The organism is Inquilinus limosus MP06 (genome assembly GCF_000767795.1).
GTDB lineage: Bacteria > Pseudomonadota > Alphaproteobacteria > DSM-16000 > Inquilinaceae > Inquilinus > Inquilinus limosus_E.
This window is the reverse complement of record NZ_JANX01000113.1, coordinates 1-14,041: the sequence shown is the minus strand read 5'-3', so window position 1 is coordinate 14,041 and position 14,041 is coordinate 1. Positions and strand designations below refer to the sequence as shown.

The 14,041-nt window shown below is 68.7% G+C and carries 14 protein-coding genes; 9 read left to right on the top strand and 5 right to left on the bottom strand.

The features are described from left to right. Both P409_RS11715 and P409_RS37055 read right to left on the bottom strand, forming a co-directional pair. Window positions 1-1,603: recombinase family protein (locus P409_RS11715; RefSeq protein ID WP_034835943.1), on the bottom strand; the 1,603-nt coding region annotated here is incomplete at its 3' end. 83 nt (window positions 1,604-1,686) lie between these two features. Then, window positions 1,687-1,944: a helix-turn-helix transcriptional regulator gene (locus P409_RS37055; RefSeq protein WP_238578660.1), complete on the bottom strand. Its 258-nt coding sequence runs from the start codon at window positions 1,942-1,944 to the stop codon at window positions 1,687-1,689. 143 nt (window positions 1,945-2,087) lie between these two features. Between P409_RS37055 and P409_RS36185 the strand changes: the two genes are divergently transcribed. Further along, on the top strand, window positions 2,088-2,720 hold the full coding sequence (locus P409_RS36185) for a hypothetical protein (protein ID WP_052120429.1): 633 nt from the start codon (window positions 2,088-2,090) through the stop codon (window positions 2,718-2,720). Window positions 2,721-3,154: 434 nt separating this feature from the next. Here the strand turns inward: P409_RS36185 and P409_RS11700 are convergent, their stop codons facing one another. Together P409_RS11700 and P409_RS11695 are read right to left on the bottom strand one after the other, a co-directional pair. Then, window positions 3,155-3,661 (bottom strand): GNAT family N-acetyltransferase, encoded by a 507-nt coding sequence (locus P409_RS11700; RefSeq protein ID WP_034835939.1) that lies wholly within the window; start codon window positions 3,659-3,661, stop codon window positions 3,155-3,157. Between the two features lie 3 nt (window positions 3,662-3,664). Then, window positions 3,665-3,955 (bottom strand): type II toxin-antitoxin system TacA family antitoxin, encoded by a 291-nt coding sequence (locus tag P409_RS11695; protein WP_034835936.1) that lies wholly within the window; start codon window positions 3,953-3,955, stop codon window positions 3,665-3,667. 245 nt (window positions 3,956-4,200) lie between these two features. On the opposite strand from P409_RS11695, the gene P409_RS11690 reads away from it, so the two are divergent. The 8 genes from P409_RS11690 to P409_RS11660 all read left to right on the top strand — a co-directional run bounded on the left by P409_RS11690 (window position 4,201) and on the right by P409_RS11660 (window position 13,612). Continuing rightward, the gene (locus P409_RS11690; protein WP_034835933.1) at window positions 4,201-4,551 is read left to right on the top strand and encodes a DUF2958 domain-containing protein; all 351 of its coding nucleotides are present in this window, start codon (window positions 4,201-4,203) and stop codon (window positions 4,549-4,551) included. A gap of 363 nt (window positions 4,552-4,914) precedes the next feature. After that, on the top strand, window positions 4,915-5,493 hold the full coding sequence (locus P409_RS40325) for a ParB/RepB/Spo0J family partition protein (protein ID WP_202964642.1): 579 nt from the start codon (window positions 4,915-4,917) through the stop codon (window positions 5,491-5,493). Between the two features lie 69 nt (window positions 5,494-5,562). Further along, on the top strand, window positions 5,563-6,858 hold the full coding sequence (locus P409_RS11685; protein ID WP_238578658.1) for a DNA-binding protein: 1,296 nt from the start codon (window positions 5,563-5,565) through the stop codon (window positions 6,856-6,858). A gap of 469 nt (window positions 6,859-7,327) precedes the next feature. Beyond that, complete coding sequence (locus tag P409_RS11680; RefSeq protein ID WP_034835930.1) at window positions 7,328-8,455, top strand: ABC transporter substrate-binding protein; 1,128 nt, start codon at window positions 7,328-7,330, stop codon at window positions 8,453-8,455. A gap of 18 nt (window positions 8,456-8,473) precedes the next feature. Continuing rightward, window positions 8,474-10,207, top strand: a complete 1,734-nt coding sequence (locus P409_RS11675) for an ABC transporter permease (protein ID WP_052120428.1) — start codon at window positions 8,474-8,476, stop codon at window positions 10,205-10,207. A 16-nt stretch (window positions 10,208-10,223) separates the two neighbouring features. Beyond that, on the top strand, window positions 10,224-11,294 hold the full coding sequence (locus tag P409_RS11670) for an ABC transporter ATP-binding protein (RefSeq protein WP_034835927.1): 1,071 nt from the start codon (window positions 10,224-10,226) through the stop codon (window positions 11,292-11,294). 10 nt (window positions 11,295-11,304) lie between these two features. Continuing rightward, window positions 11,305-12,468, top strand: a complete 1,164-nt coding sequence (locus P409_RS11665; RefSeq protein WP_202964640.1) for a mandelate racemase/muconate lactonizing enzyme family protein — start codon at window positions 11,305-11,307, stop codon at window positions 12,466-12,468. Window positions 12,469-12,490: 22 nt separating this feature from the next. Further along, window positions 12,491-13,612 carry a mandelate racemase/muconate lactonizing enzyme family protein gene (locus tag P409_RS11660; protein ID WP_152613337.1) on the top strand — a complete coding sequence of 374 codons (1,122 nt, stop codon included), beginning with the start codon at window positions 12,491-12,493 and terminating at the stop codon, window positions 13,610-13,612. Between the two features lie 8 nt (window positions 13,613-13,620). Here the strand turns inward: P409_RS11660 and P409_RS11655 are convergent. Continuing rightward, the coding region (locus tag P409_RS11655) for a LysR substrate-binding domain-containing protein (protein ID WP_034835924.1) at window positions 13,621-14,041 on the bottom strand (421 nt) is incomplete at its 5' end.

Here is a 14,041-nt window from a genome sequence, read left to right as displayed (position 1 = left end):
ACGATCCTTGCACCAAGCCGTCCCCCACCAGGGACGGCTCTTTGCTGTTCCACGCAAACGCCAGCATCGCCGCCAGGTCGCCCCGCAGCACGATCGACAGACTGCCGCCCTCCGGCACCAGCGTGATCCGATCGACCAGCCCGCGCACGATCGCCGCCGCCTCGGTCTTGGTCTCCTCTGCCTGCAGCTTCTCATGCAGCGCCGCGATCTGTTGCCGGAACACCTCCGCCAGGTTCGGATGCAGCAGGGGCGGCGGCTCCTCTGCTCCGGAGAGACGTGCCTCGAGCTCGGCCTTCTCCTGCTCCAGCTCTGACATCCGGACCTTCATTGACGGCTGGTACATGCCATCCTCGATGGCCTGGATGATGCCGCGGATCTGCTTCTCGATTCGCGCGAGCTTGTTCCGCCAGGCATCCAGATCGGCTCGGCGTTCCATCCGGAGCCGGTTCACCTCGCGGGTGAACTCCTCGCAGAACTCGCGGAACAGCTCCGGCTCCATCAGGTGCGTGCGCAGGCCGTTGAGCACTGACTCCTCCAGCGCATTGCGCCGCATGTTGAGGCGGTTGTCGCAGGTGCCCTTGTTCCGGGCCGTGGCGCAGCCGAGCAGGTCCTTCGAGATCTTGGCGTACCCGCCGCCGCAGCAGCCGCACTTCACGAGGCCGGCGAACAGGTGCGACGGCCGCCGGCGGTCGAGCATCGGATTGTCGTCCGTCTCCCCGGCCGGACCGATGGCCATGGCTCGCTGGCGCCGCTTCGCTGCCTCCCACAGATCCTGGTCGACGATGCGCAGCTCCGGCACCTCCTGGGCCACCCACTCGGACTCCGGATTGAGGCGCGAGACGCGCTTGCCGGTCGAGGGATCCTTGACGTAGCGCAGCCGGTTCCACACCAGCCTGCCGATGTAGAGCTCGTTGTTCAGGATCCCGGTGCCGCGCTTCGAGTTGCCGTGGATCGTGCTCGGCCCCCACTCGCGGCCGAACGGGCCGGGCACCTTGTCCCGGTTCAGCTCCCAGGCGATGGTGCGGGACGACTTGCCGGCGGCATAGTCGCGGAAGATCCTTCGCACGACGTTGGCCTCGGCCCCGTTGACCGCCCGGTCGCCGCGCATCGGGGCGCCGTCCGGCGCGAGCTGCCGGACCACGTCGTAGCCGTAGCAGAGCCCGCCGCCGGCTTTGCCCTCCTCGACCCGGCCGCGCAGGCCGCGGCGGGTCTTGTCCGCCAGATCCTTGAGGTAGAGCGCGCCCATCGTGCCCTTGAGGCCGATGTGCAGCTCGCTGATGTCGCCCTCTGTCAGGGTGACGATGCGGACCCCGGCGAACCGCATCCGCTTGTAGAGGCCGGCGATATCCTCCTGGTCACGGGAGAGCCGGTCGAGCGACTCCGTCAGGATCAGGTCGAAGCGGCGCTTCAGCCCGTCGGCGATCAGCTCCTGTACGCCGGGCCGCAGCAGCGACGCCCCCGAGACCGCCCGGTCGGAATAGCTATCCGCGATAATCCAGCCCTGCCGCTCGGCATGGGCCCGGCACAGCCGCAGCTGATCCTCGATCGAGGCGTCGCGCTGGTTGTCCGAGGAGTAGCGGGCATAGAGCGCGACACGGGTCATTCCGAATCCTCCTTCGCCTTCACCTATTCCTCGTTGATAAGCCTGCGGCGCTGCCGCCAATGCCTGAACCCAACGCTGTATCTCTACTTGCCGCGCCGGGGCTGCTTCAGCCTCACCCCAGGGCCGCCCCCGTTCTCGGGAATGAATTCGATCCCCGCCGCTTCCAGGGCTGCCCGGATCGCGGCCTTATTGTTGGGAAACGGGGTGCGTGCGCCCCGCTCGAAATCGACAACCGTCTGCCGAGCAACACGGGCTTCCTCAGCAAGTTTGGTCTGGCTCCATCCAAGCATGGCGCGAGCGCCCCGGCATTGCTCAACAGATATCTCGTCGTCAGGAACCATAACATGTCTTTTTGATTGATGTTAGACATTGTGATTGACTAAGATCGCAGAGGCCTTAGCATCGTTGACCGCCAACGCGGTCGGACGAGGTGGTGGCACACCCCGTCCGACCTGACCACAGTCCAGCTACAGGGAGCCGGATCATGGCTGATTCCGACGATAGCACGACTTTGCCTGCGCTAAGCCGCCGCGCCCTGCTCGGCGGAGCCACAATCCTGCCGATCGGCGCGGCTGACGCCGGTCTCCACCGCGGCAGCTCCGACCCCGTTCTCGACCTCTGGCAGGAATGGCGCGCTCTCGATGCCGAACTGGATGCTTGGCAGGATGACTGGCAGCGCAAGGAGGGCGTCCTGCTCCGCACCGTCGGCATGCCGCGCGTGCTCGTGCCGGTGCCGGGGCGGGCCGAGCCGGTCTCGGCCTGCGAACCAGCCGAGATCGACGAACTGCTGGAAGACGAGGCTGGGACGGAAGCCCTGCGCGAGAGGCTGCACCGCGAGTTCGCGGCGCACCGGCGCCGCTGGGAAACGGCCGCGGCTGCGATCGGCCTCGGCCCGGTGGAGGCGCGCATCAATCTCGCCTGGGATCGCTGGGAGGCCTTGATGGGGAGTGTGTGGCAGACGCCAGCCCGTAGCCTGGCCGGCATCGCCGCCAAGCTCTCCATGGTGCTCTCCATCGGCCAGTCGCGCTCCGACGACGAGGAGTTCCCGTGGCCCCCTCTGCGGTCCGTGCTCGCCGATCTCCGGCGGTTCGCGGGTCTCCCGCACGACCTCGGATGACGAGCATCGTAGATGCGGTCAATCACGGGGGCGGAGATGGGCTGGGGAGACCGACTCTGCCCTCACGAAATCCCGAGCAGCTTGTCGGGCCAGCAAGCGGACCAGTTCGACCAAGCGAGGGTCGCACGCCGGCGAAGAGCGCGATGTCGACGCGCCGGTCGTGTCCACCGCCAGACGCGGCGCTTCGGCTCGCCTCCGCCGGCCTCGCGTCGGGGCGGCGTTCTCGTCTTCTCGCAGGCTCCTCGGCATGGGTTGATCGTGCCCGTCGCCGAGAAGGCAGGAAAGGATAATATCGTTCTAGATCATAGGCTTAGGTCGTGCGAGGGCAAGCCGTCGGCGGAAGCCGGCGAGTTCGGCGCGAGTTCGGACGTGATTGCGTAGCAGAAAGACCAGCAGGCTTCGGCGGCTCCGAGCAGGTGTCGTTCGGGGATGGGCTATAGCTTCTCGACGGCGGCCGCCGCGGTCGCGGCGGGCAGGAACAGCCGATCCGGCCGCGACGGAAAGGGCCGGAACCCGAAGCTCTCATAGAACGACACCGCTCTCTCGTCCTTGGCGTCGACGACGATCGCAAACACGGCGAGCGTCCGCCCCGCCCCGAGGATTCGACGGATGGCATCGGCCAGCAGCAATTCCCCGATGCCGCGGCCGCGGACGCGCTCGTCCCGGGCCAAGCGCCCGATGAGCGCCGCCGGAATCGCGTCGTAGCGCGGCAGCTTGCGGGCGATCTCCTCCGGCAGGTCCGGCAGCGCCAGGGTAAAGGAGCTGAGGCTGTAGAAGCCGACGATGCCGATTTCGTCGTCGACGGCGACGAAGACGCGTGCCACGTTGCGCTTCTCGTCCTGGCCGGCCCGGCGCCGGAACCAGTCGTCGAGAGCCGGCTGGCCGCAGGAGAAGGGACTTCGGTCGTGCCGGCTGCCGAGCGGCTCGATGACCAGGGCCAACGCTCAGCCCATCAGGTCGCGATGGCGCCTCAGGGCGGCGACCAGCCTGTCGGCCGGTTCCGGCGGATTGAGGACGGCATCGAGAAAGGCGTCCCGGTCGGCTGCGGTCAGCACCATGCGGTCATGCTCCTCGAGCACGCGGCGAGCGCCTTCATAGGCGAGATCGCCGGCGGTCAAGCCGCTCACCGCCATCGCGCGCTGGATCAGCGCCTTGGCCGATGGGGCGACGCGCAGCTCAAGCCGCTCTTTCTTGCGCTCGGGCGGGGAGGCGGGGTGGTCTGCGGTGATGGGCATGGCGGTCGATCCTCTCGCTCCTGAATGTACGGTGAGTCACCGTGCACTTCAAGGTTGGCTGGTCGGATCGCGGTCGGCCTCCTTGCCTTGGTGATCGCCCCGTCGCGGGCTTCCGACGCTGGCCGGCGCTGCCGCGGCGTCAAGCCCGGCCCGCACCGGACCGTGTTGGCCTGACGCCGCGGCCTTTGGCGCCGGCCCTTCGCCTCCTCGCCCTCGATCGGAGGGCGATCGCAACGGAGGCAACCATGTCCCATCCCCTCATCACCGACGCGCAGCGCGCCGAGCTCCTCGCCAACGGCGCCCGCATCGCGGCCGGCGAGACGATCGACCCGTATCCCGTCGTCAAGCTCTTCACCCCGGACGCCGGCGCCACCTGGCTCTTGACCGAGCTCGATCCGGCCGACCCGGATCTCGCCTTTGGCCTTTGTGACCTCGGCCTCGGCTTTCCCGAGCTCGGCTCGGTCCGGCTCTCGGAGATCGCCGCGGTCCGCGGCCGACTTGGCCTGCCGGTCGAACGCGACTTGTTCTTCCGGCCCGATCGGCCACTGAGCGGATACGCCGAGGAGGCGCAGCGTCTCGGCGTCATCCGGGCCTGACGCGCCTATCCGCGCCCTGCCCCGGGCAGGGCGCCTCTTTCATGTCTGCAGTTCCGGATCTCAGGGCATGCGGCGAGCGGGACTGCACAGTCCCCACTGTGGTCGCTGCGCACACCGTCCCGCTCGGATCCTTCCCCGACGGCGCGGGGTGGGCGTCGCTTGCCTGTAGGCCCGCCGCGCCGGTCCGCAACGCGCTGCGCGCGTCCTCCACTCCGTTCCGGCCCAAACGTTCATCTCGCGCACCGCCACAACCGCTCCGACCGGGTGCGGACCGCCTCCCTCGGCGGGCCTGCCGGCCGCTCTCCGCCGCCCACCCCGCTGTGTCGGGGAAAGGCGCGGTGGTCTTGTCAAAGGAGAGCGACCATGACGACGATCATTCGCGATATCCCGCTGTCGAAGCTGGTTCCCTCGGCGCACAACGTCCGCCGAACCGGGCGGGAGGCCGGGATTGAGGAACTGGCGGCGAGCATCGCCGCGCACGGCTTGCTGCAGAGCCTGTCGGTCCGGCCGGTGCTGGACGGGGAAGGAGCTGAGACCGGCAAGTACGAGGTGATCGGCGGCGGCCGGCGCCTCGCCGCGCTCAAGCTGCTGGTCAAGCGCAAGCAGGCCCCGAAATCCGCGCCCGTCCCCTGCGTCATCGTCGAAGGGGAGCGCGAGGAACTGTCCCTGGCCGAGAACGTGGTGCGCGAGAGCCTGCATCCAGCCGACCAGTTCGAGGCTTTCAAGCGGCTCGTGGACGAGCGCGGTTTGGGTGCGGAGGAGATCGCCGCCCGCTTCGGCGTGACGCCGCAGGTGGTGCGGCAGCGGCTGCGGCTCGGCGCGGTCAGCCCGAAGCTGATGCAGGTCTATCGCGAGGGCGGGCTGGCGCTGGAGCAGTTGATGGCCTTCGCCGTCACCGAGGACCACGACCGCCAGGAGGACGCCTTCGCCCGCCTGTCCTAGAACCGGGAGCCCGCCTACATCCGGCGGATGCTGACCGAGGGCCACATCTCGGCCCGCGATCGCCGGGCCATGTTCGTCGGCGCCGCCGCCTACGAGGCGGCCGGCGGGATCATTGTCCGCGACCTGTTCAGCGAGGATGGCGGCGGCTGGTTCGAGGACGCCCGCCTGCTCGACCGTCTGGTGCTGGAGAAGCTGGAGCGGGTGGCGGAGGACGTCCGGACCGAGGGTTGGAAATGGGTCGAGGTCTACATCGACTATCCCTACGCCCATGGCCTGAGCCGGGCCTATCCGCAGCCGGTGGAGCTTCCGTCCGAGGACCAGGCGAGGCTCGATGCGCTTTCGGCGGAATGGGACGAGTTGGCCCGGCAATACGATGGGATTGATGATCTGCCGGAGGAGGTCGCCGCCCGCTTGGATGCGCTGAATGCTGAGATCGAGCGGCTATCGGCACAGCGGCATGCCTATGACCCGGACGTGATCGCGCGGGGCGGCGCCTTCGTGGTGCTCGGCCCCGATAGCACGCCCCGGGTCGAGCGCGGCTTCATCCGCCAGGAGGACGAGCCGCCTGTGGCGGAGGGCGCGGACCCTGCCACGGACAATGACGATGCCGCCGCGAGCGAGGCGGATGAGGTTCCAGATGAGGATGACGACGGCCAGGGTGAGGCCAAGCCGCTGTCGGACAGCCTGGTCCGCGACCTCACGGCGCATCGGACGCTGGGGCTGCGGCTCGCGCTCGGCGAAGACCCGGGCGTGGCACTGCTCGCCGTCACCCACGCCTTGGCCGCGCGGACCTTCTACCGGGGCGAGGAGGACGGCGCCTGCCTCGACATCCGCTCGAACTCGGCGTTCCTCGGCGGCCATGCCGACGGCATCGCCGACACCGCGGCGGCACAGAAGCTGGAGGAGCGTCACGCCGCCTGGGCGGCGCAGATGCCGGCGGATGTCGCCGGTCTGTGGGGCTTCATCGTCGGCCTCGATCATGACAACCGCATGGCCCTGTTCGCCCATTGCGCGGCCCTGACCGTGTTCGCGGTCAGGATCCCTTGGGATCTGCGGCCGAAGGCGATGGCCATGGCGGATGTGCTGGCGCAGGCATTGGGCCTCGACATGAACGCCTATTGGGCGGCCACGGCGCGGAGCTACTTCGAGCGGATCACCAAGGCATACATCGTTGCCGCCGTGTGTGAAGGCGTCTCCGAGGAAGCGGCGGAGCGGATGGCAGGCATGAAGAAGCACGAGATGGCCGTGACGGCGGAACAGCTTCTGATCGGGACCGGTTGGCTGCCGGCATTACTCCGCACACCAGCGGTGGAGCAGAGCGCCGGCACCGCCGAGGGCGAGCGATACGCCGACGCTGCCGAATAGCTATCTGGCCGGGGCCGCTCAACGGCCCCGGCCTTCTATCAGCTGTCCGCCTGCCGGGGCCTCCCGCTGCTGACCGGTTCGTCCCCTTTGCCGCCATGCCGAGACCGGCCAGCCCGCTCCGAACCGGACATGCCGGTCGCCGCGACGAGTCCCCAAGGCGGACCTTGGGGCAGGGGCCGGTTGGTCGTATCGCCGATGTCTAGAGGCTGTCCGTAACGCTCCGAACCGTCCGCGGGCACCGATGGCCATGGCCATAAATACTCGGCGCCTATTCACATCCTGACCTTAGGCAACGTCATTTCGTGGACCGGAGGACGATGCCGCTTCGGCATCAAATCACGCCGTATCGGCATTGGCCGCGCCTGAATCTGTTCTCTATCGTGACTGGAAATCTCGGACAGCCGTCCGAATAGAACAATCGGCGGGATGCCTTCCCGCCGGCCGATAACAGTCAATGGGGAGACGCTTGATGAAGACGCTGAGTCGGCGTTCGGCAATTTCGCTTGCCCTGGCCGCCCCGCTCCTGACCGCGAAGTGGAAACCTGCCGCCGCGGCGCTGCCGGATTACTATCCAGCCGATTATCCGGGCGTGATCGACGCGTCCAAGGCCGAGAACGGCGTCCTCGTCTACTCCAATGTCGGCGAGATGAACTGGCGTCCGGTGCTGCAACAGTTCAACGCTCTGTATCCCTGGATCAAGGTGCAGACGCTCGACCTCAGCAGCAACGAGGTGTTCGAGCGCTACTATGCCGAGCAGGCGACCGGCAAGAGCACCGTCGACGCGGTGGTCTCGCACAGCGCCGCAACCTGGCTGGACTTTGTCGACAAGGGCAATGCCGAGCCGTTCCAGTCGTCCGAGGATAGCCGCCTGCCGGACTGGTCGCGGCCGGCGCCGAACATCTACACCGTCTCGGCCGATCCCTACGTCGTCGCCTACAACAAGCTGCTGCTGCCGGAAGCGCAGTGGCCGAAGACGGTCGGTGACATCGTCAAGCTGGTGAAGGACAACCCGGGCCAGTTCGACCGCAAGATCGCCACCGGCCAGCCGATGGCCAGCGCGGCCAGCCAGAACATGATGGCCCATTACGTCGCCGCGGTCGGCGAGGAGCGGGCGATGGCGGAGTTCGCGGCCCTCGGCCCGATCTCCGATCTGTATCGTTCCGCGGGGCCGATCATGGAGAAGATCACCACCGGCGAATACCTGATCGGCTACCGCCTGTCCGGCATCCAGCTGTTTCCGCTGATCGCCGACCCGGCCCGCGCCAGCGTCCTCGGCTGGGCGTTCCCGGCCGACGGGACGATCATGCTGATGCGCCACATCGCGATGGCGAAGACGGTCAAGAACCGAAATTCGACCCGGCTCTTGATCGACTTCATCCTGTCGCGGGACGGGCAGGTGGCCCTGGCCTCCGGCGGCCTGATGCCGTACCGCGCCGATGTCAGCCTGCCGGACGGGCCGAACGGCTATACCTACCAGAAGATCGCTCGGCAGATCGGCGAGAAGAACATCATCCGCACCACCTTCGAGCCCAAGCTGCTGCGCCCGCCGCAGGAGCTGGTCGACAAGGTGAACGCCGCCTACAAGGTCCAGGGTTGAGCGGCGGGCCCGGTCGTCATGGCACAGGCTTACGGGGAGGCCGCGGGCCTCGACGCGGATCGCGACACGGCGGCCCGGTTCCTGCGGATCTGGCGCAACCGGCTGCCGCTGGTGGTGCGCTGGGCGATCGCGCTGTTCCTGCTGGCGCTGCTGATCTCCCCGATGCTGCCGCTGCTGTACCAGGCCTTCATCGACCGGCCGCTGTATGAGAGCGACCCGGCCTGGACGCTGGACAATTTCCGCGAGCTCGCCTCCGACCCCAACTTCCGGTCGGCCTGCCTCAACACGCTGTGGTTCGCGATCCTGGGCACCGCGATCTCGACCACCACCGGCTTCGTCGTGGCCCTGGCGCTGGAGCGGTTCGGCCTGCCGTTCCGCCGCACGCTCAAGATCCTGTTCCTGTCGCCGATCTTCATCTCGGCGCTGATCCTCGCCTTCTCCTGGTCGATGCTGTACGGGCCCAGCGGCTATGCCGCGATCCTGCTCAAGGCGTCGCTCGGGATCAGCCTGCCGAACCTGAACTCGCTGGTCGGGATGAGCGTCCTGGCCGGGGTGTCTGCGGCGCCGGTCAGCTACCTGTTCTTCGCCGCTGCAATGCGGAACATCCCGCCGACGCTGGAGGATGCGGCGCGGGCGGCCGGCGCCTCGCCGCTGCGGGCGGTGCTCGGCGTCGTCCTGCCGCTGATGCGGCCGTCGCTGATCTACTGCATCCTGCTGAACTTCGTCCTGAAGTTCGACCAGCTCGCCGTGCCGCTGGTGGTGGGCGAGCCGGCGCGGATCAAGGTGCTGGCGACCTATCTCTACGAGAAGGGCCTGCAGACCCAGTCCGACTACGGCATCGTCAGCGCCACGGCGGTGGTGATGCTGGCCGTGATCCAGATCGTCATCGGGCTGCAGAAATACGCGCTGGGCGATGTCCGGCGCTACACCACGGTCGGCGGCCGCAGCATGAAGCGCGGGATGATCCGGCTCGGCGCTGCCGGCTGGGCCGTCTCCGGCGCGCTGCTGGCCTACACGCTGCTGACCACCGGCATCCCCGGCGCCTTCCTGATCCTGCGCTCCTTCTGCTCCTTCATGTCGCCGCTGATCCCGATCAGCCAGGTGCTGACGCTGGACAATTTCCGGCTGGTGCTGGGCTACGACGCCTATGTCCGCAGCATCATCAACACCGTCATCATCGCCACGGTCGGCGGCTTCGGCGCCCTGGTGCTGACCTTCGCCTCCAGCGTCGTCGCCTACCGGTCGCCGCCGCTGCTGCGCCGGGTGGTCGAGCAGACGGCCTTCATCCCGCGCGCCATCCCCGGCATGGTGGTCGGCATCGGCATCTTCTACGCGGCGGTGATCCTGCCCGGCGGCGGCATTCTGCGCGGCAGCCTGGCGATCCTGATGATCGCCTTCACCATCCGCTACTTCTCGGGCGGGTTCGCCGTGCTGGCGCCGTCCTTCCACCAGATCGGCCAGGATCTCGAGCGCGCGGTCCGGGTGGCGGGCGGGGGAGAGCTGCGCTCGATCCGGGCCGTCACCCTGCCGCTGCTGCGGCCGGCGCTGGTCGGCTGCTTCCTGCTGTATTTCGTACAGTTCTTCAAGGAATACGCGGCCGCATCCTTCCTGTTCGGGCCCGACACGGCGGTGGTCGGCACCACGATGCTGCAGCTCGACCTGATGGGCAATCTCGGCCCCGTCGCCGCGCTGTCGGTCATCGTCCTGGCGCTGACCCTGCCGATCGCGGTCCTCGTTTACGCCAAGGATTGAAGGGGAGATCGCCCGGATGGACATCGCCGTCGGCCTGTCCGGCATCAGCAAGTCCTTCGGCAGCCTGACGGTGCTGAGCGACGTCACCCTGACCGTCTCCGAGCGGTCGTTCACCTCGCTGCTCGGCCCCAGCGGCTGCGGCAAGACCACGCTGCTCAACATCATCGGCGGCCTCGACCGACCGACGGCGGGCGAGATCCGGTTCGGCAGCGACCCGATCTATTCCGACCGGCGCGGGATCAACGTGCCGACCGAGCGCCGCAACATCGGCTATGTGTTCCAGAGCTACGCGCTGTGGCCGCATATGACCGTGCTGCAGAATGTCGGCTACGCGCTGAAGATCCGCCGCGCCCCGGCGGCGGAGCGCCAGCAGCGGTCGCGTGAGATGCTGGAGAAGCTTGAACTCGGGGCGCTGGCCGACCGCTATCCCTTCCAGCTCTCCGGCGGCCAGCAGCAGCGCGTCGCCATCGCCCGGTCGCTGGTCTACCGCCCGCGCCTGCTGCTGCTGGACGAGCCGCTGTCCAACCTCGACGCCCAGCTGCGGGAGCGGGCGCGGGCCTGGCTGCGCTCGGTGCATGAAAGCTTCGGCCTGACCACGATCCTGGTGACCCACGACCAGAGCGAGGCGCTGTCGATGAGCGACCAGGTGGTCCTGCTCAGCCGCGGCGCGGTCGAGCAGGTCGGCACCGCTGCCGAAGTCTATGAGCGGCCGCGCACCGCCCATGTCGCGGAGTTCGTCGGCGGCGCCAATTTGATCCCCGGCCGCGTCGGCCCCTCCGGCGCCGAGGTGGTGACCGAGGCCGGCATCGCGGTCGCCGCCCGCAGCCTGTCCACCCTGGCCGCGGGCACGCCGATCTGCGTCGCCATCCGGCCGCAGAAGATCCGGCTGCTGCCCCCCGGCGGCGCGGCGGAGGGCCCGGGGACGGTGCTGCCCTTCGCGCCTCGAACCGTCCTCTACCAGGGCTCCAGCTTCGAGATCACCGGTGCGACGCCGCTGGGCGACCTGCGGGTGCTGGCGGACCGGGCGCCGCCGCAGGACGCCCGGGTGCTGCTGCCGGCGGAAGACTGCCTCTGCGTCAATCCTTGAGCGGGCCTGCATGATGATGAAGATCGCCACCGTCGAACCGCTGCCGATCGGCCGCTACCTCTATGTCCGGATCACCACCGAGTCCGGCCTGGCCGGGATCGGCGAATCCGGCGCCTGGGGGCATCTGGAGGCCAGCGCCGCGGCCATCACCAAGTTCGGCGCCTATCTGGTCGGCAAGGACGCCCGCCCGATCGAGCATCACTGGAACGTGATGCACCGCTCGCACCACTTCACCGGCGCGGCGATCACCGGCGCGATCTCGGCGATCGACATCGCGCTGTGGGACCTGAAGGGCAAGCAGCTCGGCGTGCCGGTGCATGAGCTGCTGGGCGGCCCGATGCGGCGGAAGGCCCGGCTCTACGCCCATGTGAAGGGCCGCACGATCGACGAGCAGGTGGCGCATGTCTCGGCCCTGCGCAAGGCCGGCTTCACCGCGGTCGGGCACCTGAACCCGCTGCTGGACGAGAGCATCGACGAGCCGTATTTCCGCGCCCATGCCCGCAAGATGCGGGACGCGATCGGCAATGTCGCCCGGCTGCGCGAGGCGGCGGGGGAGGACATGGATCTCTGCATCGAGATCCACCGCCGGCTGACGGTGCCGGAGGCCGTGACCCTGGCGCGGGGGATCGAGCCGTACCACCCGATGTTCTTCGAGGATCCGCTGCCGCCGGCCAATCCGGACGCGATGGCCTGGGTCGCCGACCATGTCCCGATCCCGATCGCGACGGGCGAGCGCTACACCGGCCTGCACCAGTTCCAGACCCTGCTGGCCCGCCGCGGCGTGCAGTATCTGCGGCCCTGCATCTGCCTGTGCGGCGGCATCACCGGCGGCCGCAAGATCGCGGCGCTGGCCGAGGCCCATGACGCCCAGATCGTGCCGCACAACCCGTTGTCGCCCGTCAGCCTCGCCGCCTGCCTGCAGCTCGGCGCGGCGATCCCGAACCTGGCGATCCAGGAATACCCGTCGGCGTCGCCCGGCGCAGACGGTTCGGCCGTGCTGCCGGCGCATGAATTGGTGACCGGCCTGGACCGGCCGCAGGACGGCTTCATCCGCATCCCCGAGGGCCCCGGCCTGGGCATCGAGCTGGTGCCGGGGATCGAGCATCGCGAGCCCGTGTGGCCGCGCCCCATCCAGATGCGTCCCCATGTCGACGGCGGCGTCGTCGACCAGTAGTCAACCATTCGAGGACCAACCAATGTCAGCCACAGAAGACGCCGCGCGCGGGTCGGCGAAGATCACCCGCGTGTCGACGGCCGATTACCAGTGGAAACGGGCGCGGCCGATCACCAACGGCCTGCACACCTACACCACCTCCGACATGACCGTGGTCAGGATCGAGACCGATGCCGGCGTCACCGGCTACGGCGTCGGCCGCCCGCGCCCGGGCGAGCGCGAGCTGCGGGCCAGCTTCCTGGAGACGCTGGTCGGCCGCGACCCGACGATGACCGAGGCGATCTGGTCCAGCCTGTGGAGCCCGAAGCTGTCCGGCCGGCGCGGCTACGAGACCCGGGCGCTGTCGTCGATCGACCTGGCGCTGTGGGACATCAAGGCCAAGCTGGCGAACATGCCGCTGTACAGGCTGCTGGGCGGCTATCGCACCCGGATCCCGTTCTACATCGCCGGCGGCTACTACTCCGAGGGCAAGGGCCACAAGGAGCTGCAGCACGAGGTGGCATCCTATGTCGAGCTCGGCGCCAAGGCGGTGAAGATGAAGATCGGCGCCGTGCCGATCAAGGAGGACGTGGCCCGCATCAAGGCGGTGCGTGAGGCCATCGGTCCCGACGTCAAGCTGCTGATGGATGCCAACTGCGCCTATCGCTACTACGACGCCATCCAGCTGTCGCAGCGGGCCGAGGAGTACGAGCCCTTCTGGTTCGAGGAGCCGGTGCAGCCGGACGACTATGACGGCTTCCGCAAGATCGCGGCGGCGACCTCGATCCCGATCGCGACCGGCGAGAACGAATACACCAAGCACGGCTTCCGAGACCTGATCGCCACCCAGGCGGTCGCCATCCTGAACCCCGATGCGCGCTACATGGGCGGGGTGACGGAGTTCATGAAGGTCGCCGCCATGGCCCAGGCGCACGGGCTGGACATCTGCCCGCATGGCGACCAGCAGGCCCATCTGCATCTGCTGGCGGCGATCCCGAACGCCCGGCTGCTGGAGTTCTACCCGAAGAAGGTCAACGCCATGGCGGACGAGGTCTATCTGCACCCGCCGGTGCTGAACGACGACGGCACCGTCACGGTGCCCGACCTGCCGGGTATCGGCCTGGACCCTAATGAGGAGGCGCTGGCGCCCTATCGCATTGGCTGACGGACCGGCTAGTCGGCCTCGGGGTCGAAGCCGCGGCCGGCCGCCCAGGCGCGGGCCAGGAGCCAGAACGCCTCGGCCTGGGCGCTCTGGCGTGCCCGCGGCCGGAACAGGCGGATCTCGATCGCGATCGGCGGCGTGGACGGGCCAATGGCGGCCAGCCGGCCGGCGGCCAGGTCGTCGCCGCAGATGCTGCGCGGCAGCCAGGCGGCGCCCCGGCCATTCCGCACCATGCTGTGCAAAACCGCGGCCAGATGCGAGGTGAAGACCGGCTGCTGGCCCATCCGCCGGCCATGGACGCCGGAGACGATGCGGCCGAGCCCGGATTCGGCGCTGTAGGCCAGATAGGGAAGGGTGGCCGGGTCCTGCGCGGCAAGGTCCGGGGCGACCGCCAGCAGCAGGGCGTCGTGGCCGATGGGCAGGGCCTTGAAC

Coding starts and splice junctions, on each gene's coding strand:
- P409_RS37055 (WP_238578660.1), bottom strand. CDS start 1,944: ATGGTTCCTGACGACGAGATATCTGTTGAGCAATGCCGGGGCGCTCGC.
- P409_RS36185 (WP_052120429.1), top strand. CDS start 2,088: ATGGCTGATTCCGACGATAGCACGACTTTGCCTGCGCTAAGCCGCCGC.
- P409_RS11695 (WP_034835936.1), bottom strand. CDS start 3,955: ATGCCCATCACCGCAGACCACCCCGCCTCCCCGCCCGAGCGCAAGAAA.
- P409_RS11690 (WP_034835933.1), top strand. CDS start 4,201: ATGTCCCATCCCCTCATCACCGACGCGCAGCGCGCCGAGCTCCTCGCC.
- P409_RS40325 (WP_202964642.1), top strand. CDS start 4,915: ATGACGACGATCATTCGCGATATCCCGCTGTCGAAGCTGGTTCCCTCG.
- P409_RS11685 (WP_238578658.1), top strand. CDS start 5,563: ATGTTCGTCGGCGCCGCCGCCTACGAGGCGGCCGGCGGGATCATTGTC.
- P409_RS11680 (WP_034835930.1), top strand. CDS start 7,328: ATGAAGACGCTGAGTCGGCGTTCGGCAATTTCGCTTGCCCTGGCCGCC.
- P409_RS11675 (WP_052120428.1), top strand. CDS start 8,474: ATGGCACAGGCTTACGGGGAGGCCGCGGGCCTCGACGCGGATCGCGAC.
- P409_RS11670 (WP_034835927.1), top strand. CDS start 10,224: ATGGACATCGCCGTCGGCCTGTCCGGCATCAGCAAGTCCTTCGGCAGC.
- P409_RS11665 (WP_202964640.1), top strand. CDS start 11,305: ATGATGATGAAGATCGCCACCGTCGAACCGCTGCCGATCGGCCGCTAC.
- P409_RS11660 (WP_152613337.1), top strand. CDS start 12,491: ATGTCAGCCACAGAAGACGCCGCGCGCGGGTCGGCGAAGATCACCCGC.